At 45.7% G+C, this 20,839-nt stretch carries 19 protein-coding genes and 1 tRNA gene; 3 read left to right on the top strand and 17 right to left on the bottom strand.

Features of this window, described 5'->3' with window-relative positions; translation table 11 throughout:
- Nucleotides 1-339: 339 nt before the first annotated feature.
- From AC1DP6_RS31310 to AC1DP6_RS31290, 5 genes are all read right to left on the bottom strand, one after another.
- Entirely contained in the window at nucleotides 340-672 is a 333-nt protein-coding gene (locus tag AC1DP6_RS31310; RefSeq protein ID WP_477058404.1) for a YegP family protein, read from the bottom strand.
- Nucleotides 673-747: 75 nt separating this feature from the next.
- Nucleotides 748-1,515, bottom strand: coding sequence for a PIN domain-containing protein (locus AC1DP6_RS31305; protein WP_477058403.1), 768 nt, complete (start codon nucleotides 1,513-1,515; stop codon nucleotides 748-750).
- Between the two features lie 221 nt (nucleotides 1,516-1,736).
- A tRNA-Lys gene (locus AC1DP6_RS31300) sits at nucleotides 1,737-1,809 on the bottom strand.
- A 78-nt stretch (nucleotides 1,810-1,887) separates the two neighbouring features.
- Nucleotides 1,888-4,314 (bottom strand): penicillin acylase family protein, encoded by a 2,427-nt coding sequence (locus AC1DP6_RS31295; protein WP_477058402.1) that lies wholly within the window; start codon nucleotides 4,312-4,314, stop codon nucleotides 1,888-1,890.
- Between the two features lie 52 nt (nucleotides 4,315-4,366).
- Nucleotides 4,367-5,482, bottom strand: a complete 1,116-nt coding sequence (locus AC1DP6_RS31290; RefSeq protein WP_477058401.1) for an aminotransferase class I/II-fold pyridoxal phosphate-dependent enzyme — start codon at nucleotides 5,480-5,482, stop codon at nucleotides 4,367-4,369.
- 79 nt (nucleotides 5,483-5,561) lie between these two features.
- Between AC1DP6_RS31290 and AC1DP6_RS31285 the strand changes: the two genes are divergently transcribed.
- Complete coding sequence (locus AC1DP6_RS31285) at nucleotides 5,562-6,158, top strand: MiaE family protein (protein WP_134643393.1); 597 nt, start codon at nucleotides 5,562-5,564, stop codon at nucleotides 6,156-6,158.
- 105 nt (nucleotides 6,159-6,263) lie between these two features.
- On the opposite strand, the gene AC1DP6_RS31280 is transcribed toward AC1DP6_RS31285, so the two are convergent.
- Entirely contained in the window at nucleotides 6,264-8,534 is a 2,271-nt protein-coding gene (locus AC1DP6_RS31280; protein WP_477058400.1) for a patatin-like phospholipase family protein, read from the bottom strand.
- A gap of 439 nt (nucleotides 8,535-8,973) precedes the next feature.
- Here AC1DP6_RS31280 and AC1DP6_RS31275 point away from each other — a divergent pair, with 439 nt between their 5' ends.
- Nucleotides 8,974-10,434 (top strand): MFS transporter, encoded by a 1,461-nt coding sequence (locus tag AC1DP6_RS31275; RefSeq protein ID WP_477058399.1) that lies wholly within the window; start codon nucleotides 8,974-8,976, stop codon nucleotides 10,432-10,434.
- Nucleotides 10,435-10,508: 74 nt separating this feature from the next.
- On the opposite strand, the gene AC1DP6_RS31270 is transcribed toward AC1DP6_RS31275, so the two are convergent.
- The 11 genes from AC1DP6_RS31270 to AC1DP6_RS31220 all read right to left on the bottom strand — a co-directional run bounded on the left by AC1DP6_RS31270 (nucleotide 10,509) and on the right by AC1DP6_RS31220 (nucleotide 19,277).
- A complete protein-coding gene (locus AC1DP6_RS31270; protein ID WP_477058398.1) occupies nucleotides 10,509-11,480 on the bottom strand; it encodes a GSCFA domain-containing protein in 972 nt (323 codons plus the stop codon).
- Between the two features lie 9 nt (nucleotides 11,481-11,489).
- Entirely contained in the window at nucleotides 11,490-12,341 is an 852-nt protein-coding gene (locus tag AC1DP6_RS31265) for a hydroxymethylglutaryl-CoA lyase (protein WP_477058397.1), read from the bottom strand.
- 77 nt (nucleotides 12,342-12,418) lie between these two features.
- Nucleotides 12,419-13,240 (bottom strand): 23S rRNA (guanosine(2251)-2'-O)-methyltransferase RlmB, encoded by an 822-nt coding sequence (rlmB, locus tag AC1DP6_RS31260; protein ID WP_441575387.1) that lies wholly within the window; start codon nucleotides 13,238-13,240, stop codon nucleotides 12,419-12,421.
- Between the two features lie 20 nt (nucleotides 13,241-13,260).
- On the bottom strand, nucleotides 13,261-13,824 hold the full coding sequence (locus AC1DP6_RS31255) for an NUDIX domain-containing protein (RefSeq protein WP_477058396.1): 564 nt from the start codon (nucleotides 13,822-13,824) through the stop codon (nucleotides 13,261-13,263).
- A gap of 123 nt (nucleotides 13,825-13,947) precedes the next feature.
- Nucleotides 13,948-14,388 carry a GNAT family N-acetyltransferase gene (locus AC1DP6_RS31250; RefSeq protein WP_477058395.1) on the bottom strand — a complete coding sequence of 147 codons (441 nt, stop codon included), beginning with the start codon at nucleotides 14,386-14,388 and terminating at the stop codon, nucleotides 13,948-13,950.
- A gap of 129 nt (nucleotides 14,389-14,517) precedes the next feature.
- A complete protein-coding gene (locus AC1DP6_RS31245) occupies nucleotides 14,518-15,438 on the bottom strand; it encodes an EamA family transporter (protein WP_441575390.1) in 921 nt (306 codons plus the stop codon).
- On the bottom strand, nucleotides 15,431-16,846 hold the full coding sequence (locus AC1DP6_RS31240; protein ID WP_477058394.1) for a pyridoxal phosphate-dependent decarboxylase family protein: 1,416 nt from the start codon (nucleotides 16,844-16,846) through the stop codon (nucleotides 15,431-15,433). The genes AC1DP6_RS31245 and AC1DP6_RS31240 overlap by 8 nt, the downstream gene beginning before the upstream one ends.
- A gap of 142 nt (nucleotides 16,847-16,988) precedes the next feature.
- Nucleotides 16,989-17,474 carry a methylated-DNA--[protein]-cysteine S-methyltransferase gene (locus tag AC1DP6_RS31235; RefSeq protein ID WP_441575392.1) on the bottom strand — a complete coding sequence of 162 codons (486 nt, stop codon included), beginning with the start codon at nucleotides 17,472-17,474 and terminating at the stop codon, nucleotides 16,989-16,991.
- 9 nt (nucleotides 17,475-17,483) lie between these two features.
- Nucleotides 17,484-18,392, bottom strand: a complete 909-nt coding sequence (locus AC1DP6_RS31230; protein ID WP_477058393.1) for a DNA-3-methyladenine glycosylase family protein — start codon at nucleotides 18,390-18,392, stop codon at nucleotides 17,484-17,486.
- A 68-nt stretch (nucleotides 18,393-18,460) separates the two neighbouring features.
- A complete protein-coding gene (locus AC1DP6_RS31225; RefSeq protein ID WP_477058392.1) occupies nucleotides 18,461-18,901 on the bottom strand; it encodes a carboxymuconolactone decarboxylase family protein in 441 nt (146 codons plus the stop codon).
- Nucleotides 18,902-18,929: 28 nt separating this feature from the next.
- Nucleotides 18,930-19,277: a SnoaL-like domain-containing protein gene (locus AC1DP6_RS31220; protein ID WP_477026916.1), complete on the bottom strand. Its 348-nt coding sequence runs from the start codon at nucleotides 19,275-19,277 to the stop codon at nucleotides 18,930-18,932.
- A gap of 96 nt (nucleotides 19,278-19,373) precedes the next feature.
- Between AC1DP6_RS31220 and AC1DP6_RS31215 the strand changes: the two genes are divergently transcribed.
- Nucleotides 19,374-20,804: an aminotransferase-like domain-containing protein gene (locus tag AC1DP6_RS31215; RefSeq protein WP_477058391.1), complete on the top strand. Its 1,431-nt coding sequence runs from the start codon at nucleotides 19,374-19,376 to the stop codon at nucleotides 20,802-20,804.
- Nucleotides 20,805-20,839 lie beyond the last annotated feature (35 nt).

Genomic DNA, 20,839 nt, shown 5'->3' with positions numbered 1-20,839 from the left:
TTCAATTCCTTGCCAGTCTTAAATTGTTTTAAAAAGTCGTCTGATATGAAGTCTTCTGCTTTCATAATACTGTGTGTATAGTTTTAAAATTAGGAAAATCGAGGTGAATCCCCGATTTTCAGATTTACACAGTTTATGAGATAGTGTCTAGTAAAAAGCGCTAGTGCGGGCGCATTGAAGTCATTTCGTTCCTTTGACACTTTATTCCTCCAAACAAGAAATAAAAATACCTTTCTTTTGACCAATATACCTTTTTACACCTTTATATAAGATCAATAGCCTGTCTTGGGAACAGGCTATTGATCTTATATAAAAGCTAATTATGCTTAATTAGCAAAATCAGGTAGTACTATCTTCAACATCCGCACCTGGTGCATTTTTTTTCACCTCAGCAATACCGTTATCCCTTCCAGACTGACTTTCATACATCTCACTTGTTCCAATTACCATCCCATTGGAGGCCTTCAAATTAAAATAGGCTTTCCCGTTAGACGAAGTAGCTTTTTCAAACCTTTCTTCTATCAAAGCATTTGATTTTACTGAACTAATGCCATTTAACAACCCAGCCTTAGAAGAGTACCCTTCACTAACCAGGACTATCTGTCCATTATCCGCAACCAGTTTGAATCGATACTCACCGTTTCTACTAATCGTAATTACAAATTTTCCCATTTCTCAAAATTGATATCGAAAATAAAATATACAATGTTATCAGGCCATCTTTATTGTATCCCAATAATAAATTAACTAATTAGGATCTTCACTTTTTATTGATTGCTTCCAAAATTCACTGTAATGTGAATTTCCTATGGATTCAATTAATTTCTCCTCGGCTGCCTCTAATTCGTCAGTAGGCCTAATACCTACTGCTTTCAATGCATCAGTTATCTTTTCAGTTACTCCTTTAAGTTCACGCCCCGTCCGTTTGTGAAAATCTTTCTTCAGAAAACTAAAGTTGTCATTAAAAGTATTGTCTCTACCAACAATAATAATATCTTCATTAAGGTTTTTAAGTATGATCTCCCAATTTATCTCATCGCCAATTGAATATTTATCAAGCGTGGTAGGAGGATTACCAATCAATTTTCTAGTATGAGCGTTCTTAATTATTTCATCATCCGTGTATAATACCTTATCCTTTGCTATGGATTTATTCACCAGTTCTTTAAAAAAAACTGCTATCTTATCTTTTGTTGGGTCTTTCAATATTTCCGTAATTAATCTATTAACTTCATCCTTCTTCGCTTTATAAGACTTTTGAATTTCAATCAGTTCTTTAAATTCCTCCATATCATTTAATAATGAACTTGAAAAATTCTCGAGCTTTGATTCTTGTTCAAAACTCTTTAGCACAGTTCGAATTACTTTCTCTCTACTTCTTTCAAATTCTTGGATAATTTGATCTGTCAAAATAATGACCTCGTCTTGAGCAATCAATTCAGTTAACAGGATTATCCCTTCTTTATTCGACCGATAAAAATCAAGATAAATGTTAGTGTCTATTAATATCTTCATTGAGGGTTAAAATGAATGTAATGTAATATTCAAATATAATAAAATTGCTGAGGAAAGATGGGGAAATAACAAGTTTGTTGAGTAAATCAAATGCAGGAAAAAATCATCCAATAATAAAAAAATTCATCAAACTAAGTAAGCAAAAACAGCTTAATCACACTTTAATATACTAGCAATCAAACAAAAAGCCCGCGCTAAGCGCAGGCTTTAAAACTCTCCAGTGATCCCCTTGGGACTCGAACCCAAGACCCATACATTAAAAGTGTATTGCTCTACCAACTGAGCTAGGGAATCGTATACCCCGTTTTCTGTAACGGAGTGCAAAGATAGGAATTATTTAATTCCAGCCAAATTTTGTTGAAACTATTTTTATCACTTCCCTGTAAACACAAGCTTGTAGCGGATTACAGCGTCATCTTTTTCTTCYTTATTGAAAACATGCAGCTGGTAATACTTACCCACTGCCCAGTCATTTACGCTGTTATCATAAAACGGACTACCTGGATTTCCGCTCTGTCCACCAGGGTAAATACCGATCGCTTCTGTTTTATCAGAAAGCTGTACGATCATACGCCAGGAAGGGCCATGTGTTTGCTTTGTAGCATTGACAATATGTTGCCCGCCGCCGGTATTCAGGTGCAATGCACTGAATGCAGGAATACCACGGGAAAGGTGGTTAATATCTGTGCCACGTGCTTTGCCCAGTTCCAGTCTGCCTGCTTTATTAAGCTCTGACATTTCTTTTACAGTAGTGGTAAATACACCTTGCAGTAACTGCGACAACGTTTCTTTTTGTGGTGTATTGATATTATCAATAAAATGGAAGGCAGTATCGCGTAGTAAAAGTTGCAGGGTGGTGATGGATTGCGGATAAGTAAGAATGGTCGTGTCTTTCGGATGAAGCTCATCTTGCCAGATCGTATCTTCCAGGTTACTCCACAGCTGATTGAAAATGGTGGCAGCTTTACTATCTGGCGTAGCCATAAAGTCCCAGGAAGAAAGCAGTTGCCAGTAGGGCTGCTGCTCAGCGGTCAGCGATGCCGTGTCAATATGTTGCCTGATCATAGGTATTGCCGCGGCGGCAAACAGGTTTTTATCATCATTCTGCAGCTGCTGCATATCGACAGCAGTAATGGCGTTCATGGCCGCCAGTCTTTCGTTGATGCGGGCACCGCGGTAAAGATCGTATTCACCGTATAGTGCATAAGGATAAGTGCTGTCTGTAGGCCGTTGATTGGCGGAGCTGACAAAGCCCCGTGCCGGATTCTTGATATGCGGCAGTTCTTCATGCGGAATATATCCCTGCCAGGCATAGGTGCTGTCTGTGCCGGGCATGATCCATTTACCCTGATTTTTCCAACGGAGTGGATATTGCCCGTTATGCCAGATAGCGATATCGCCGGCTTTATCGGCAAATACGAAGTTCTGGGCCGGACAGGTATACGTAGAGAGGGCTGCCAGGTAATCCTCGTAATTACGGGCCTTATTTAGCCTGTTAAAGGCAGCCAGTTCATTAGAAGGGTCCAGTGCTTTCCAGCGCATGGCCAGAAACGTTTGCCCCACGGTTTTATCGGGGAAAGTGTTGTCAAAGAGTACCGGGCCAAAAACGGTGTAGGCAACGGTATCATGTATCGTAGCACCGCCTCTTACTTTGATGTCTTCCACACGTAGGTCGGCCTTGCGATAGCTGCCATTGTACAAATATTCTGAGATGCCGTTGCGGAACTGCATACGGTAGAAATCTTTTACATCTTCTTCTCCATTGGTAACACCCCAGGCAATGTGGTCGTTAAAACCAATGATGACGCCGGGAGCGCCGGGGAGCGAGGCCCCGTATACATTCATCGCAGGCGTATGTATCTGTACTTCATACCAGAGAGAGGGCAATGATAATCCCAGGTGCGGATCACTGCAGAGGATGGGAGCGCCTGAGCGGGTTTTGCTGCCGGCTACTGCCCAGTTATTACTGCCGTTGGCCGGATCAGGTTTATCCATTTTAAATTTCATGAAAGCAGCATCTGCAGCCACTATACTGTCTGGCGGCGCGGTGGCCTTTGCAGAGGCAGCGGCAAAGGCAGTGCCTTTGGGTATGATTGGGTCGGTAGCGTCATGAAAGTCTGGGTAGAGCAGGTTGAAGTCGGCCATAGAAAACAGGCGACGTGCATTGGTATATTCCAGGTCATCACAGAATCCTGCCAGGTCATGCGCCATGTATTTCAGCAACAGTGCTGATTTGATAACATCCCAACGCTCTGGTTTATAGTCGAGAATCTTATATTCTACCGGGTAGGTGGCTGGTGTAAGCGTGGCGATGTAGGCGTTGATTCCCGCAGCATACGCGGTTACGGCTGTTTTAGTATCCGGGTCGGCCATCATTTGTTTAACGGTGCCTTCTGAGGCATACACCATTCCCAGGCGGCGTTGTCTGCGGTCATACTGCACCAGTTTAGGTCCCAGTATTTCAGACAAACGGCCAGCGGCGGCATAGGTCTGTAATTCCATTTGCCATAGCCGGTCACGGGCGGTTACATATCCCTGCACGTAATATGCGTCTGCCTCATTTTCCGCGAAAATATGCGGCACCATGCGGTCATCATACCATACTTCTGTTTTGCCGCTTAATCCCGGCAATACCAGTTTCTCCTTGGGGAATTCACCTATTGGCTCTGCATTCTGCCAGAAGCCCGTCTGCGGACTTAACAGGTTGCCCAGTGGTGGTATTTGTCCCAGCTTATGGCTGAAAGCGTAAGAAAGTGATAAGGTAATTGCGGCGGTAACAATTGCTGGAATGATTCTCATATTACGTATCGGATGTAATATGTAAAATACATCAAATTTGATTCAAAACCGCCTATGCCTGCAATACTTTTATCAGCCGGTCTACTTCTGTTGTTGTATTAAAACTATGCAGTACAATACGCAGCCGCTCAGATCCTTTTGGCACCGTAGGATGCAGTATAGGCCGCACATCCAATCCTGCCGACTGCAATGCGCCGGCTATTTTCCGGGTATAGTCATTACCTCTCGTAAGCACGGCCTGTATAGGTGTGTTTCCCGCCAGTAACTCACCATGATGCAGGCCGGTCTGGAATTGCCGGATCAGTGCCGATAGTTTTTCTCTTTCTGCCTGCATATAGGGGAATGCGGCATAGCCGGCCTCTATGGCTGCCAGTGCCGCCGGCGGTAGTGCTGTTGTATATATAAAGGATCGGGAGAAGTTGATCAGGTAGTCGCGTAACGTCTCCGATCCAAGTACCACGGCACCATGACAACCGACTGCTTTTCCGAAAGTATGTATGCGTGCAAAGCATGCCCCGGTCAACTGCAGCTGCTGTACCAGCCCTTCTCCCCTGTTTCCGATGATGCCGGTAGCATGAGCCTCATCTACTATCAGATGTGCGCCATATTGCCCGCAAAGCACCGCAATGGCTGCCAGCGGAGCCAGGTCTCCATCCATTGAGTACACTGATTCTACCGCAACAAATATATTCCCGGTGGCATTTTTCAGTTTTTTCTCCAGGTCAGTGATATCGCTGTGCAGAAAAGAAAAAGACTGCGCCGCGGATAACCGCACTCCATCGCGGATAGAAGCATGTATCAACTGATCGTAGATGATGGTATCCCCTTTCCGGCCCAGACAGGAAAATACACCGAGATTGGCATCATAGCCGGAATTATATATCAGCCCTGCATCTGCCTGGTGAAAGTTGGCCAGATCTTTTTCTACAGACAGTACCCACTCATAATTACCCGCCAGCAACCTGGATCCGGTGCTGCCATAGGCAGGATGCCTTTCTTCCATGAGGGTATGAATATAGGCACGTACTTCCGCATTCCTGGCGAGTCCCAGGTAGTCGTTGGAACAAAAATCCACTTTACCTCCCGGCAAACGTAATTCCCGGAAAGCCTGCTGCTCCCTGCGTTCATCCAACAAACGCGTTAAAAAAGAGGTACTGTCCTGCATCATAGATCTGTCTTTAGCGATGCACAATTTAAACTTTGCCGTTATCTTCGCAAAAAAGCTACCAGCTAACTGTTATTTTCAAATGAGCAAAGTATCAATACTCGGACTAAAATTGCCTACTGACCCCCGATGGGTTAACCTGGCAGCTATTTCATTGCAGGACATTCTCACGGACCACGCCTATTGCGAGCAAAAGGCGGCATCTTCTGCCATTTCGCTGATTCAGCGCAACCCGGAAAGAACAAGAATGGTGGAAGAACTGGCACCCATTGTTACAGAAGAATGGGGCCACTTCCGGCAGGTACTTGCTGAAATGAAAAAACGAGGCTTGTCACTCGGCCGGCAACGAAAAGATGAATACGTAAACGCCCTGATGGATAACCGCGTAAAAGGTGGCCATGCAGATGATAGCTTCCTCGATGCACTCCTCATATTCGCATTAATTGAAGCCCGCAGCTGCGAACGCTTCCGCCTGCTGAGTGAAGGTTTGGAAGATGAATACATGCGCGAATTCTACCGCAAATTCATGATCTCGGAGGCAGGTCACTATCGACTATTTATTGATCTCGCCAACGAATATTTTCCGGAAGATAAAGTAAGAAACCGCTGGCAGGAATGGTTAAAGATGGAAGCAGAAATCCTCCAGAATATTGACGTACGCGGCGACAGAATGCACTGATACAGCAGTTAGCCATTAGCTTTTAGCTTTTAGGAAATGCAGCAAAGATCACCATACGTCAATCTCCGCTGCATTTCCTAAAAGCTAAAAGCTAATAGCTAAAAGCTAAAAATTGAATCCCATATTTACATAGAACTTCAGCTGCCCCGACTGATCACTATACATCACAGTAGCTTCAATGGGACCTAAACGGCTGCTGTAACCCGCTCCCAGTCCGTAGCCGCTGAGGTATTTGTAACGGTTTCCTCCGGTTAATTCACCATCGTAAATCGCAGCACCTATTCGCGGTATCGCAAATAAATTCCTGATAAATTCATATTGCCACGCTACCTGCATCGCTCCTATTTTTGGGGTGATCACCTCTCCTTCATACAAACCCACAAAAGGCACCTGGTTGCGCGCTACATTACTCATACCGCCCACTACATAACCATTCACCACCGACTCATTATAATGCAGATTATAACCAACATTACCATCCAGTTCCAAAGCCGATTTGCGCCCCATAGGGATATAATACTTCATGTTCAGAATAAACCGCTGATAGTTATTGAAGCGAACACCTAAACTATCCAGGTTCTGTTCTACTCCACCAAAACTTACTTTAATACCGGAATGCTGGTTGTAAATTAATCCGGCCTCAAAATCCAGCAACAACCCTTTGGTAGGATATATTTTCTGATTCAGGGAATTAATGCCGTAAGATAAATAAGTATTCAGCTGATTGGTACTGCCGCGTACATCCTGGAAATTGGAAAACTGCGGTTTGAATTTGATGTACTCCCAGCGCGTACCCGCACCAATAGACATATTCCGGCTAATCGTGTACTGCATATCCATATTCACATTGGCATATTTGCTCCGATAGGGCTGCAGCCTGTTGAAATCATCGTCATAAAAAGTAAGTCCGTTATTTTCATAATAGGTACTTAACCCAAATCCAAAATTACGGCTGCGTCCCAGGTACTTGAAGTATTCTGCTTCCAGGCGCGGGTTTTCGCTGATGGCCACCGTTACAAACGAACGGGAATTGGGAACAATGAAATTCCGTTGCGTCAGATTCACAATCGCATTGGCACCCGTGAAAGTATTATAGTTCAGCGCCACCTTCACATAGGTGAGCGGATTTTCTTCTACCGTAATATCCATCCTGCTTTTGCCATATCCTTCCGGCACCAGGTTGTAGGTGATCAGTTTATAAAAACGGGTACCATACACGTTCAGGATAGCATTTCTCAACTGTGTAGGTGTATAGCATCCATAAGGTTTCAGGTGTAATCGCTGTAAAAAAAATTTCTGATCAGAATGCACCAGCCCACTTACGTGTATGCTGCTAAGTTCTATGTCTGTAGGAAATGGCAGTCGGTTAACCACAAATGGTCCCTCCGGATACAATGCGTTCAGTGAATCAGCCAGGTGTTTAAAAACAGGATACAACTCTCTGCCCTTGCGCCGTCCCGCTTCAATAATTGAATCTACACTTCCGAAACTCGCAGCGGAATAGTTTTCCAGCTCCTTATTCATCGGTATATAAATATCACAGTATTTGATCGCTTTTTTAAAGTCGTCCGCATCCTTATAAAAACCAAGCTGGTAAAGAATATCGAAGGGTGTCACCAGTTGATCTGCCTTGCGCAGGCCACCACTCACATTGGCGCCAATCACAATGTCGGCGCCCATATCTTTGGCCGTGATCACGGGAAAGTTACGCACTACGCCACCGTCTACCAGTTTACGGTCACCGATTTTTACAGCGGTAAAAACAGATGGGATGGCCATACTGGCGCGGAGACTGGTCACAATCTCCCCGCTGTCGAGCGTTACAATTTCGCCGGTGGCCACATCAGTGGCAATACATTTGAAAGGGATATTAAAGTCCTGGAAGTTTTTCACATCCTTTACCGGCCAGCAAAGATTGGCCAGCTCCAGCCACAGTGCTTCGCCGGAGATAACGCCGGAAGCCAGTTTGGGCTTACCATATTCGAAAGGAATTTCAATGATGTATTTGTTGTACTCTCTTTTTTCTTCGTAGGAGATGTCGGTGAGCACCGGCTGGTTGGAAAACAAACTATTCCAGTTGAGCTTGCGGGCAGCGGTTTCAATTTGTTTACCGGAATACCCCATGGCATACAGACCGCCTACAATGCTACCCATACTGGTGCCGGTAACCAGGTCTACTTTGAGCCCTGCACTATCAATAGCTTCCAGGATACCAATATGCGCCAATCCGCGTGCGCCGCCGCCGCTGAGCGTCACGCCTATTTTTGGTCTGTTACTGATGGTTTGCTGAGCCTCCACTGTATAGTGGCAAATGATAGTAGCTAACAACAATAAACCTATAACCCTGCTGATGTATACGGATAGTCCCTGCTTCATTTTAAATAATTGGCCCTTATTAAAGATAAGGCTTTATCGACATAAAGGATTAGGGCCGCCGGAGATTTTTAGACAGACATTTGTTCTCATTGTAAATATTTGCTATCTTATTCCCCTTAAAAAGCGGAAGGCGGAAAGCAGAACGCAAAAAGCGGGTTGCATCCGTCGGGCTAAACCCTACCGGCTACAAGCGAACAGCTAAAAAACACGTTATTAACAATGTGCTAAGGCGCAGTGCCGAAAGCCAAAATCTTACAATTAAAACAAAACGCAGTCTAAAAGCTAACAGCTACAAGCTAACAGCTACAAGCTAACAGCTATAAAACACGTTATTATCAATGTGCTAAGGCGCAGTGCCGAAAGCCAAAATCTTACAATTAAAAACAAAACGCAGTCTAAAAGCTAACAGCTTAAAGCTAACAGCTATAACGCTACATTTATGAAAAACTCGCTCCCCTCGCAAAACATCTGGCAGGTAATCATGGCCTCGTCAGCAGGCACGCTCATTGAATGGTACGATTTCTACATCTTTGGCAGTTTATCCGCCATCATTGCGGAAAAGTTCTTTCCTCCCAGCAACCCGCAACTGGCCTACATTGCTACATTGGCCACCTTTGCAGTGGGATTTATTGTACGCCCTTTTGGCGCCATTGTATTTGGCCGCCTGGGAGATATGGTAGGACGTAAATACACGTTCCTCCTCACACTCCTCATTATGGGCGGATCCACTTTCGCTATTGGCCTTATTCCCAGCTATCATACTATTGGTATACTGGCTCCCATATTAGTGCTGATACTCCGGTTGGCGCAAGGCCTTGCCCTGGGCGGTGAATACGGCGGCGCAGCTACTTATGTGGCGGAACACTCGCCAGACAACCGCCGTGGCTATTATACCAGCTTTATACAAACAACCGCTACGCTCGGACTCTTTGTATCGCTGGGTGTGATCCTGCTTACCCGCATGCTCATGACACCGGAAGATTTCAACAACTACGGCTGGCGTATTCCTTTCCTGCTCTCCGTGCTGTTGGTGATCATGTCGTATTATATACGGATACGCCTGCACGAATCGCCCCTCTTTGCACAGATGAAGAAAGAAGGGAAAACATCCACCAATCCCATTAAAGAAAGCTTTGCCAATAAAGAAAACCTGAAACTCGTGCTGATTGCATTGTTTGGCGCCGCCATGGGACAGGGTGTGGTATGGTACACCGGTCAGTTCTATGCGCTTTCCTTTCTGCAGAAAACCATGAACATAGAATTTGTGCAATCCAATATTATCATTGCCATTGCACTGCTCCTGGGTACGCCCTTCTTTATTTACTTCGGCTCCCTGTCTGATCGCATCGGACGTAAAAAGATCATGCTCACCGGCATGCTGCTGGCGGCACTGGCCTACTACCCGATCTACCAGGTGATGGATAACATCGGCAATATTAAACTGAAACAGGAACAAACAGATCTGTTCAAAATTGAAAGCAACTTCGCTAAAAACGAGGCAGGGGAAATGGTCAGCAAAACCACCCGTGTACACAGCTACACCGATGGCAGCACCCTGAAAGAAACCGGCGATAAAAAAGAACTGACCGTAAGCCGGCTTAACATCACCTACCTGGTGTTACTCATCTTTATACAGGTACTTTTTGTAACCATGGTATACGCACCTATCGCGGCTTTCCTGGTGGAACTGTTTCCTACACGCATCCGGTATACTTCGATGTCACTCCCCTACCATATTGGTAATGGCGTATTCGGGGGCTTATTGCCCACCATTTCCACCATCCTGGTCACCCAAACCGGTAACCACCTGGCAGGACTGATCTATCCGATCAGTATCGCAGTAATCTGCTTTATTGTAGGTATTATTTATCTGAAAGATAAAAGAGGTATTCCGCTGTAAGCTAAAAGCAGCACATAAAAAGAGAGAGGCGGTACCCATAATGGATACCGCCTCTCTCTTTTATAAGTTATCTGCTATTTAAAATGTGCCAGCAAGTCATCGAGCTGCAGCTCCGGATGCTCCGCCATCAACTGTTTCACCCTCGCGGCGTATGTATGCAAAAACTGCTGATGCTGACTGCTTTCCCGGTTAAAAGGCCGGTGATGCGCGGCGCGGTTAATGTCTGCGATCTGGTGCAGCAACCCCTGACTACCTTCACTGATACAGGCTTTAATCACCTGTTCCCATACATAATTGATGGCCAGTTCATTCGGATGTACCAGGTCTTCTTTATAAAAACGATAATCGCGCAAATCATCTATCACCAGCTCATAGGCCGGGAAATAAAAGAGGCGGTTAAATTTATTAATAAGATGGTGCACTGCCTGCAGTAATACCGCTTTGCTGAGATTATTTTCCACTACCCCATCCCGGATATATCGCACCGGGCTAACGGTGAAGAGTATATTAATTTTCTTATTACGGAAAAATAAACGGTGCATCACGTTGTCCAGCGCCGTCACTACTTCATCTACCGTCAGCAGGCGTTTGTAGAAATTTCCGGCCGGTACTTTATGGCAGTTACCTACCAGACGGCTGTTTTCTTTTAATACATATGCATGTGCAGATCCCAGCGTTAGTATAAGCCAGTCGGCCCGATCGACAGATTGTACGGCTGCCGCCTGCATACGGTTGATATTCTCAAGGGCAGCTTCGGGCGTAAGACCGGAAAAACGGCTATGATGATCCCAGCTGTTCCAGGAATCGTTATGTTGAAATAAGTCTTCCCGGGTATATACTTTCCCATCCAGGTAACTGGTCAATGCCCCGGTAATACTCAGCGGGTTATATAAAATACCATGTGGATTAATGAGGGTGTTAAACCGGTGTTCCTGCAACTTTTCGCCTATTTCTTCTGCAAAACAGGAACCCATCAGCAACAACTCCTGCTTATATTGAATAGCAGTGGAGAGTGGAGCTACCGGAAAACTCAAATGAAATTGCATGTATTACAGTTAATCTTTAAAAACGGCATCTGCCAGTCGCTGTGCACCGCGTAATGCTGTCATATCCAGTGTGAGCGGCTCTTTCCGCTGATGACAGAAAGCAATCAGGTTTTCAGTGGCCAGGTTACCTACCAGTTCATCTTTCGCCATCGGACAACCGCCAATACCTTTAATGGAACTATCAAAGCGTTTGCAACCCTGTTCGTAGGCTGCCCGTACTTTTTCYTCCCAGTTGTAGGGCGCTGCGTGAAAATGTGCGCCAAATTCCACATCCGGATAAGCGGGAATCAGGTGTTTAAACAAACCGGTAATGGTGGCGGGTTCTGCTACGCCTACTGTATCAGCGAGGGAGATAATACCTATTTCCATCTTCACCATTTCTTCCACCCACTGCAGTACAATTTCGTGGCTATACGGGTCTCCGTAAGGATTACCGAAGCCCATAGAAATGTATACTACCAGTTCTTTCCTGTTTTTAATACAGAGTTCCTGCATGGAGTGTACCTGTTCCAGTGACTCTGCAATGGTTTTATTCGTATTTCTTAACTGAAATGTTTCTGAAATCGAGAAAGGAAAACCCAGGTAATTGATTTCATCAAATACCACGGCTTCTTCCGCGCCGCGCATATTTGCTACAATTGCCAGCAACTTGCTTTTAGTGCCGGATAACTGCAGCCGGGCTAATACGTCTTTCGTATCAGCCATTTGGGGAATGGCTTTGGGAGATACAAAACTTCCAAAATCAATCGTATCAAAACCAACTTTTAACAAAGCATCCAGGTATTTCACCTTCTCATCAGTGCTGATCATCCGGTGCCATCCCTGCATCGCATCACGCGGGCATTCAATTAATTTTAGCATAACAAACCATTTGCGGAAGTACGCGGGTTATTTCTTACCCAGGGTTATACTGAGTAAGAAATAAATCTGCATAGTCCTTATATATTTACTGTTCTTTGTTTCAGTGCTTCGTAAAGAATAATTCCTGCGGCCACCGATACGTTAAATGATTCGAAGTTACCGGCCATGGGTATACGAAACAGTACATCGGAAGCTTTAATCAGTGCGGGGTATACGCCTTTATCTTCCGATCCCATAATAACGGCTACCGGCTCTTTCAGATCACAGTCGTACAATTTGATGTCGGTTTCCATTTCACTCGCCAGTACTTTAATACCGTTGAGGTGCAGGGTATCAATGGCTTTATTCAGGCTGTTAACGCGGCAAACGGAAATCTTTTCCAGGGCGCCTGCGGAGGATTTTACGGCTTCTTCATTCAGAGCGGCAATACCTTTATCGGGAATAATGATGGCCTGCGCGCCGCAACACACCGCGCTGCGGGCAATGGCGCCTATATTACGTACATCTGTAATACCATCCAGGATCAGGAACAGAGGTGTTTCTCCCTGGTCTATCACATGAGATATTACATCCTGTAAATCCAGATAGGTAACATTCCCTGCAATGCCTACCACTCCCTGGTGGTTGGCCTGGGTAAGCCCGTTGAGCTTTTCTACCGGTACATAGTTGACCGGAATATTATTCGCCAGGGCCATTTCCCGTATTTGCGGGATGATTTCGCCCGTGGCAGTGCGCAGCATAAAAATGCGCTCAATGGACTTGCCGGAACTCAAAGCCTCCAGCATCGGCTGCCGGCCAATAATCATGGTAGATTGCTTTGGCCGCTGCGTTGCATATTTTTTAGGGCCGCTTTGCCCTTCTCTTCTTTCACCTTTGAAAGCGTTAAATTTCCTTTCCATGTGCTGCAAAGGTAACGGGTTTATTTGTTTAATAAGCCTTCATAGCCCATGAGCTTCACTTTTTGTATAGCCGCTACCGATAAGGAATCAGTGATTTCAAAGTCTTTTACCATACGATAGGCTTCTTCAAAAGGCACTTTTTTAACAAATAACTGCTCCGTATCTTCCGGTTCCGCCTCCCGCTGCTCCAGCCCTCTGGCCAGAAACACCACTCCTTCTTCGTCAGAAACGGAGTTGGACAGGTCCATCCTCGTAATGACTTCCCAATGCGTAGCCACCAGCCCGGTTTCTTCCAGCAACTCCCTTTTGGCACTGTTCAGTGGATCTTCCCCCAATGGGCCGCCGCCTTCCGGGATTTCCCAGGTAAACCGCTGCAATGGGAAACGATACTGCCCTACCAGGTAAATATTCATCTCCTCATCCAGCGCCACCACCCCTATGGCCAGGTTTTTAAAATGTACCACGCCATAAATGCCGGCACCACCCACAGGATTCAGTCCTTCATGATGCCATACGCTGATCCAGTTATTATCGTATCTCGTTTCCCTGGAATGAATGGTCCAGGGGTTCTTCGTTGTGTCCATATAGAATAAAATTACGAATTAAGAATTACGAATTACGGATTTGTGGGTAGACAACAGCAGATGATTAACATTTGGCTATCTACCCACAAATCCGTAATTCGTAATTCTTAATTCGTAATTCCTTTAGAGTGACTTATAATAATAGTAAGAATTTGTATCCTTTATGAACCCTTCTTTTTCATAAAGTGCCTGTGCAGTTGTGTTGGCAATATAGGTCTGCAACATCAGCCAGGCGGCGTCCGTTTTTTTGCCATGTGCAGCAGCAGCATTTATCAGGGCTTTGCCGGCACCTTTACCACGATGTTCTTCCAGCACATATAAATCATTCAATAACCAACCTCTTTTCATACCCAAAGAAGTAAATATCGGGTACAGTTGCGTGAAGCCAACAATTTCTTCTCCTTCCAGCACCACAAATATTTCGCTGTCTTTTTTTTCAATTCTTTCGGTAATAAAAGCGAGTGCTCCTTTGAAATCCGGGGCCTGATCGTAATAACCGCGGTAAGCCTCAAACAATACCGCCACTTCATTCGTATGTAACTCCGTTGCCTGAATAACTTCCATAAGATAATATTTTATTGAATGCCTGCTCAATTTAACGCATTTCCCCAACAAAAGAAAAGATGCTCTGTCCGGTGAAAACCGGGGTGAACATCTGACTATTAACTTCTACCTTAAAAAATATAGCTATTACTATTTTGTAGTCATGGCAAGACTTTTCTTATTCTTATTGATGGCATTATTTACCAGGTATACCCCGCCGATAGTAATCAGAGAACAAATCCCTGTCAGCCACGTAAGTTGCTCATGTAAAATCAACCAGCCCAGCAACACCGCTACCACCGGATTGATGTAAGCATAAATGGATACCTGCGCCGGTGGCAGATTGTTCAATGCAAATACATAGGCAGAATAGGAAAATACGGATCCTACCAATACCAGGTACAGCAGGCTTTCCCACAGCTCTGTCGTGAAAGTACTTACTTCTATATGTTGTCCCAGGAAGAAAGTAGCTACTATCAACATAATGATGCCGCTAAAAAACATCTGGAAGCCGGCACCATACAGGTAATTTACGCCCAGCGCCCATTTGGCAGTAAGTACAGAGCCCAGTGCCCAGAATATACAGGACCCAAAGGCGATGAGGATACCAAACTGGAAATCCGGATTCATCAGGCTGGACAAATAATTATAGAAGATGCCCGCCACGCCGCCAAAGCCAAGGATCATTCCAATGATCAGCTGTAAGCTGAGCCGCGTACGCTGCACCAGGAAATAGCTGGCAATGGTGATCCAGATAGGAATGGTGGCTGCAATGATCGCCCCTAATCCGCTGGGAATATATTTCATGGCCCAGGTAAGTAAACCATTACCACCACAAAGCATCAGCGTGCCTATGATAAACAACTTCGACAACACCATCTTCTCCGGTAACTTATATCCCTTCAGTAAAAAGAAGCCTGTAATCAAAAATCCGGCTACTCCCTGTCTTATGCCTGCCAGCATTACGCCGTGCATATGCCTCACCCCTACACTGGAAGCCAGATAAGTGGTTCCCCAGAAAATACTTACAATGGCAAGCGCGATGTAAGCATTTTTGTTTTGTTTACGCATAAGTATATTTATTCACTATTTTTTCTGCGAGCACTTTCATGGCGTCATACACCATGGTCACATCTTTCCCGCTGGTTCTCCAGTTCACCAGCGCAGCCCGGATGGCTTGCCGCCCATCGTATACCGTGGCCGTCATACACACTACTCCGGAAGCATTCAGGATCTCCAGGTACTCTTCCACTGCCGCTGCTTCTTCGGCTGCGGCTACATTCAGGGTAAAACAAACTACACAGAGTCTTACCGGCGCCAGTAGCACAAAATTCGGATCGTTGTCGAGCAAACTGCCCAACTGTTTGGCCAGCGTAATATTATTTTCTACCATCCAGCGGTAGCCTTCTTTGCCGTAAGCCATCAATGAAAACCACGCCGGTAAGGCACGCTGCCGCCGCGAGTTTTCAGGGATGTGATTAATGAAGTTGAATTGTGCCGCCGGGTCACCGAGGTAGGCAGCACCGGCATTCTGAAATACCATCGTTTGCAATTGCGGATGCCGGCAAAAAATCATCGCAGCATCGTAGGGAACATTCAACCACTTATGTGCATCAATGGTGATACTGTCTGCCTGCTCCCATCCATTCAACAAATGTTTCCATTGATCACTACAGGCGGCAAAGCCACCAAAAGCAGCATCCACATGCAGCCAGAAGCCATACTCATCACGCAGCTTCACCAACTCGGCGATGTCGTCAAAATCCACTGTATTCACTGTGCCCGCATTGGCTACATAAATAAAAGGGCCTTTATTTTCCTGCAAATACTTTTTTAATGCCGGTATGTCCACACATTCGCGATGCTCGGGCACGGCTATACGTACCAGGTTATTCCGGCCCAATCCCAGCATAGACATAGCCTTGCCGATACTGGAATGCGGGGTACCGGACAATACTTTCAATCCGGACAATGCCGCCATACCATCGGCTGCAATATCCACCCCCAACTGCTGCCCCAGCCACTGCCGCCCCACAGCAAGTCCTGTAAAGTTGGACATGGTAGCGCCGGTAACAAAGCAGCCCAGGAACTCGTCCGGCAATCCAAACAATTCTTTTAATAAAGCAATGGTTTCCGTTTCTATGTAAAAAGCAACTGAACTTTTATCTGATGAATTCAAATCCATAGCGGAAGTCAGCCAATCCCCCATCAGGGAAGCCGGCGTCACGCCTCCTGTTACAAAGCCCCAGTAACGTGGCCCCGCAGCTGCGGTAATACCATGACCATACCGTTGCCGGAACATTTCCAATGCAGCGCCCCCGCCGATTCCCGCATCAGGAATCGACACCTCACAATTAATCTCTACCTGCTTATCGGCTGCCAGCTTATCTATAGAAGATAAAAACCTGCTGCTAAAGTCTTTGGTTAACTGTAATAGCTGATCTGTATGTTTCAGATCATCCTGCAATTTCAAATCCATGGTTACGCGATCTTGATATGTTATCGATTGTAATTCAGGATCAAAATTGAGACAATTATTGGTGTTAAAACAGATGCAGTTTTGCGAATTTTGAGGATATCAGATTGGAGACGTTTTTCTGACGCGGAAAAAAAAAGTACGACTAGAGCAATCCGGTAAACAAGTCTACTCTTTCATGTTCTATCAGCCAGCGTTTACGCCAGATACCACCAGCATAGCCGGTCAGCGTGCCATTGGCGCCTATCACCCGGTGGCAGGGCACAATGATAGCCAGCCTGTTTTTTCCGTTGGTAGTACCTACCGCACGAATACTTTTAGGATTATGAATCCGGCGGGCCAGCTGCTGATAAGAAATCGTTTGTCCGAATGGAATAGCTAATAACTGTTGCCACACAGACTGCTGAAATTCGGTGCCTTCCTGTGAAAGCGGGAGATCAAATACTTTACGGTCGCCGGCAAAGTATTCATACAACTGCTGTGCACAATCGAGCAATAAAGCAGGTGCCTGCGGAAAATCAACCGCCGGTTCCTCCGTGAAAGATACCGCATTAATAAATTGAGCAGTTCCGCTGATTAATAGCGGACCAACGGGGGTGTCTATACGTAGATGATATACTCCTTCTTCCATGCTAATAATCTATTGGGGTAATAAGGACCTCCACAAATAAAATGTGGCATATGCAGCATGCTCCTTCCATGGCCGGGTGTATTCCTGTAATGCAGTCATGGAAGGTTTGCTTTCCAAATCTAATCTATTTTTTATAGCATTCTGCAAACCAACATCTTCCAACAGCACAGATYGTGGAAAACGACGGTATTTCATCAGCGCGTAATTGGCCGACCAGTTCCCAATGCCTTTAATGGCTACCAGTCTTTCCAATGCGGCCTCATAACTCATGGCATCCAGCACCGCTTCGGTCAGATAACCATTCGCCATCTGCTTAGCCGTTTCTACCAGGTACAATGCCTTGCTACGGGAAAACTGCATCGGCGCCAATTCCTCAGGCGCCAAAGCCGCTACCACCGCCGGATGCGGATATAAATAAAAATCAGTATCGTTTACCACGGCATGATAACCAAAGTTGGTAATAAAACGTTGACGGAGTGTATAAGCAAAAGCGAGGTTGATCTGTTGACCTATGATAGGCCAGCTGATAGCTTCAAACAGATCGGGCATCCCTATCAGCCGCAGGCCATGGTATTCCTGCGCCAATCCCTTTAACAACGGGTCTGTTTCCGTATAATCGTAAAACGATTGCAGACTGGCATCCAGGTGCAACCAGTGCGTAATAAATTTTTTAATGGGTTCTTCTGCTACCGCAATCCCCAATGGCGCCAGTACCGTCACTTCCAGGTGATCGGGCTTCCGGTCGGGTGCAATTTCCACCACCACTGGTTCGCCTTCTGATAACAGCATCCGCTGCACTTTTCCATTACGGATATAGTGTAAACATTCCCTGTCTGATCTTCCCAGGAAGCGCAGACACTCATCAAAAGAAAAGTGCTGCGCCTCACGAATGGGAATTAATATTTTCTGCAAAGCCATACACAAAATTAAGCAATGCAAATCGGAGACAACTGCGATTTCTTGCTGTTTTTTGTCTTGCCCGCAAATTATCCTATCGGTTGAGACCTCGATGTAACGGCGATCCGGTTCCACGCATTGATCATCACAATGGCGAGTGTAATCTGTGCTACTTCTTCCGGTGTAAATACTGCCAGCGCAGCATTGTATACATCATCCGATACATGGGTGGTACTTACCAGTGTTACCGATTCTGTGAGTGCCAGCGCTGCACGTTCTTTGTCGGTATAGTAAGGCGCTTCATGCCAGGCATTCAAGCCATAAATGCGTTGCTCGGTTTCTCCCATTTTGCGGGCATCTTTGGTGTGCATGTTCAAACAAAAAGCACAGCCGTTGATCTGGGAGGCACGGATTTTTATGAGTTCCGATAACGTCTTATCGAGACCGATAGAATTAATAAAATCCTGTAACCCCGTTAAGGCTTTCAACGCTCCCGGTACGAGCTTGTAAATGTCCATTCTTGCTTCCATAATAGTAAGTGTTTATTAAGTTAATGTTTTAATAGAAAAATTGTTCGCGGATGATCTTACCATCTTTTACGTGATACACACATAGTTCGTTTCTCGTTCGCCGGCCGATGTTAACAATGGTAACATCCATCAGCAACTGCAGCGCAAAATAGTCGTCTGCTACTATGGGCTCCGATATTTCCAGCAGATGCCGCTCCAGGATATTGTCCAGGAACAGTTGTTCTTTAGCCATGATAGCCGGCAGCCCTGTGGTAATACGGCCGTCCGGTTCTATGTTTACCGCATCCTCGTGAAAAAGAGTAGCCTGTGCCTCCGGAAATTTCCACTCCCGGCAAAGTTGAGCCAATGTATAAGCGATCCGTTTAACAACTGTCATGATAGTGATTTGTGGATACAAAATAACAGCAAAAAACACCACCAAAACAGATACAGAATTATGAATATTAAAGCATAACAGATTACCTTTAGGGAGATGAAAAAGAATAACGGGTTTATATACCTGAAACTGGCGGAAAAAATTCAGCAAATGATCAGCGGCGGCGTATATACCGTAGGTGACAAGCTTCCTTCTGTGCGGTCGTTACACCAGGAACATGGTATCAGCATCAGTACCGCACTACAGGTATACACCCACCTGGAAAAAAAGGGCTGGGTGGAAGCAAGAGAAAAATCAGGATACTTTGTTCATTATGCACATAATATCCGGCCCAAACTACCACCGGTATCAGATCCCCTGCCTACAGCGGGCAAAGTACAGATCAACGAAAAGCTGGCCATGTTCCGGAAAACAAGTCAGTCGCACAAAACCATTTCATTGATAGGCGCCTCCCCGGATACCTCCCTGCTGCCTTCTGTGAAGCTAAAGAAAGCACTTCAGCTCTGTGCCCGCGAGCTCGATACTTCGTATATCCCTTACGGTGATATCACCGGCCACGAGCCTTTCCGGCGCCACATAGCCAGGCACTGTCTCAACTGGGGACGTGCGGTATCACCTCATGAAATCATCGTCACCAATGGCGCTATTGAAGCAGCAGTACTATGTTTACGTGCAGTGGCCAAAGCCGGCGATACTATTGCCATAGAATCGCCTACTTTTTTCGGCCTGCTGCTGGGCATTGAAAGTCTGGGTATGAAAGCACTGGAGATACCTACCGACCCGGTGACCGGCATTAGCCTGGATAGACTCGAAGATGCCTTTAAACAAAAGAAAGTACAGGCCTGCCTGTTCGTCACCAACTACAATAATCCACTGGGCAGCTGTATGCCCGATAACAACAAGGAACAACTGGCAAAACTATTGCAGCAATACCAGGTCCCATTAATAGAAGACGATGTATATGGAGATCTGCACTTTGCGCCGGAGCGGCCCCGAACAGTTAAATCATATGATGAAGAAGGACTGGTACTGTATTGTTCTTCGTGGTCCAAATCCATTGCTGCCGGTTTGCGCATTGGCTGGGTAATTGGAGGACGCTACCATGAAAAAATTGCGCAACTTAAATTCATGACCTCCGCCAGCACAGGCTTGTTACCACAACTGGTGCTGACAAAATTCCTGGATCAGCAACGACTGGACCTCCATCTTAAATCCCTGCGGCAGGCCCTCAACATGCAAACCATGCAGATCACGAAGGCCATACAGGAATATTTTCCGGGAGAGACACAACTGACCCGCCCCAACGGAGGCATCAGTTTATGGGTCGTGCTGCCCCCTAAAGTCAATACCTGGCAGCTCCATGAGGCAGCGGTGGAACAAGGCATCACCTTTACACCCGGCTCCCTTTTTTCCAGCCAGGACCGGTACCATAACTGTATCCGGCTTACTAATTCCAACCCCTGGAATGATGACCAGGAATGGGCAGTCCACACACTCGGCCGCCTTATTGGCAAACAGCTAAAATGACTTCTCCCGAAAAAAAATAAAATAAAAACAGATGC

Source organism: Chitinophaga sp. 01L420, from assembly GCF_056399985.1.
Note: the sequence above shows the minus strand (reverse complement) of the source record. Positions and strands in the feature narration are given on the sequence as shown.